Source organism: Shewanella sp. UCD-FRSSP16_17 (assembly GCF_001675935.1).
GTDB classification, from domain to species: Bacteria; Pseudomonadota; Gammaproteobacteria; order Enterobacterales; family Shewanellaceae; genus Shewanella; species Shewanella japonica.
In genome coordinates this window covers 1-2,138 of the sequence record NZ_LZFV01000015.1, presented here as the reverse complement: position 1 = coordinate 2,138, position 2,138 = coordinate 1, and the positions used below count along the sequence as shown (strand labels likewise).

General features: G+C 39.7%; 1 protein-coding gene, 1 tRNA gene and 4 rRNA genes. 5 read left to right on the top strand and 1 reads right to left on the bottom strand.

Features of this window, described 5'->3' with window-relative positions:
• From A9267_RS11480 to rrf (A9267_RS11465), 4 genes are all read left to right on the top strand, one after another.
• Window positions 1–167, top strand: a 23S ribosomal RNA gene (locus tag A9267_RS11480); the annotation flags it as partial.
• 212 nt (window positions 168–379) lie between these two features.
• Window positions 380–495: ribosomal RNA gene (gene rrf / locus A9267_RS11475) — 5S ribosomal RNA — on the top strand.
• 49 nt (window positions 496–544) lie between these two features.
• Window positions 545–620 (top strand) — tRNA-Thr (locus tag A9267_RS11470).
• An 18-nt stretch (window positions 621–638) separates the two neighbouring features.
• Window positions 639–754: ribosomal RNA gene (rrf, locus tag A9267_RS11465) — 5S ribosomal RNA — on the top strand.
• Between the two features lie 394 nt (window positions 755–1,148).
• Here rrf (A9267_RS11465) and A9267_RS11460 read toward each other — a convergent pair.
• Window positions 1,149–1,388, bottom strand: a complete 240-nt coding sequence (locus A9267_RS11460) for a hypothetical protein (RefSeq protein WP_065109268.1) — start codon at window positions 1,386–1,388, stop codon at window positions 1,149–1,151.
• A gap of 597 nt (window positions 1,389–1,985) precedes the next feature.
• On the opposite strand from A9267_RS11460, the gene A9267_RS11450 reads away from it, so the two are divergent.
• Window positions 1,986–2,138 (top strand): 16S ribosomal RNA (locus tag A9267_RS11450); the annotation flags it as partial.

Here is a 2,138-nt window from a genome sequence, read left to right as displayed (position 1 = left end):
ATAACCGCTGAAAGCATCTAAGCGGGAAGCGAGTCCTAAGATGAGTCATCCCTAGGAATTTAATTCCTCTAAAGAGCCGTTCGAGACTAGGACGTTGATAGGCAGGGTGTGTAAGCGTTGTGAGGCGTTGAGCTAACCTGTACTAATGACTCGTGAGGCTTAACCATACAACCCAGATGAGTTTTACCAGAAATGAGTCCAATCATTTCTTGGCACTGCCTACATCCATGTAGGTGTATCTGAGTTGATGGTAACTAGATTTATTACTTACTGTTGAAGGTAAGACTTAGTGAAGAATTTAAAGCGCTTAATAAAGTAAGACACTCAAACAGCTTTCCGAATTTAGTTAATTGCGATAAGCGATTAACACCCGAATTTGCTTGGTGACAATAGCATTGTGGTACCACCTGATCCCATCCCGAACTCAGTAGTGAAACGCAATCGCGCCGATGATAGTGTGGGGTCTCCCCATGTGAAAGTAGGTCATCGCCAAGCGCCTAATTTAAGTCTCAATTTATTGAAAAGTAATCTTGAGCAAGATCATGCTGATATGGCTCAGTCGGTAGAGCGCATCCTTGGTAAGGATGAGGTCCCCAGTTCGATTCTGGGTATCAGCACCATCTTTAAAACCAGATTTGTCTGGGGACAATAGCATTGTGGTCCCACCTGATCCCATCCCGAACTCAGTAGTGAAACGCAATCGCGCCGATGATAGTGTGGGGTCTCCCCATGTGAAAGTAGGTCATTCCCAGACACCAAATAATGATAAGCCCGCTACTACGTAGCGGGCTTTTTCGTTATAAAACATTTTTATTAACTTAGTCAGACTAATTATCATTAGCTAAAGAATAGTGGGTGTTGTTTAGCAGTGTGTAATGAGCAATTTCTATATGGCAGCGGTATAAGATAATTAAAAAAACTGTAACCCTATGGATAAGTAGTTCTAAGCTTTTATATGACTTACTGATAGCAATTAAACGTCTAACCACAGTTTTTGAGAAGAACTAAAAAGTCATACTGTGTTTACCTGGTGGTTAGTTCCTGCTGGTTAGCAATAGAGGCTCAGTTAATTATACTTTCAATAATTACATCAGTTAAAAAATTGGTTTCTTAATAAAAGAATCCAGTCATTCATAGATTAAAGCTTGCTAATGATTAGGTATATTGTATTTTTCTATACCTTCTATACCTTCTATACCTTCTATACCTTCTATACCTTCTATACCTTCTATACCTTCTATACCTTCTATACCTTCTATACCTTCTATACCTTCTATACCTTCTATACCTTCTATACCTTCTATACCTTCAGATTGAAAACGGTTTATCTGTTCATAAGTGCTCAATTGGAATAGAGTTGGTCCTATTAATTGGTAAATTAATAGCAAAATTCAATGTTCATCGCAGCATAAAGGGATAACAGTCGCTCTTGGTACATTTATACAGTTTCAGTCAATAGAGCTAATTTACCTTCGTTTGTGTATAACTCTGGGGGTAAGTTTGGGGTATCTTGTTCTTAATTAGTGTGCTGAATTTAATTTCAATTTTTTTCAAAAAAGCCCTTGCACGGTTTCATAATCTCCCTATAATGCGCATCCACTGACACGGCAACAGGCACTAGCCAACACTGAGTCAGCTTGATTTGAAGCGGTTTTAACCACCTTAAATCAACGGCGAAAAGAAGTTTGAAAAAACACTTGACGCTGACAACGGGAAGTGTAGAATACGCATCCCTGACCAACACGGTCAACGCTCTTTAACAATCAAACAAGTAAATCTGTGTGGACACTCACAGGTGTTGAGTTAATCGAAATTGCTCGCTCTTTCTTGTAAAGAATGTAGCAATCAAAATTATTATCAATATTTTCTGAATCACGTAAGTGATGAGTGTTCATAGCAATATGTAACAAACAGGATGTAGATTCTTCCGAGTCTGCATAATGTAATCAGAATTCATTGAGCCGAGACCTAGTCTCAAAAAACTTTAATTGAAGAGTTTGATCATGGCTCAGATTGAACGCTGGCGGCAGGCCTAACACATGCAAGTCGAGCGGTAACAGAAAGTAGCTTGCTACTTTGCTGACGAGCGGCGGACGGGTGAGTAATGCCTAGGGATCTGCCCAGTCGAGGGGGATAAC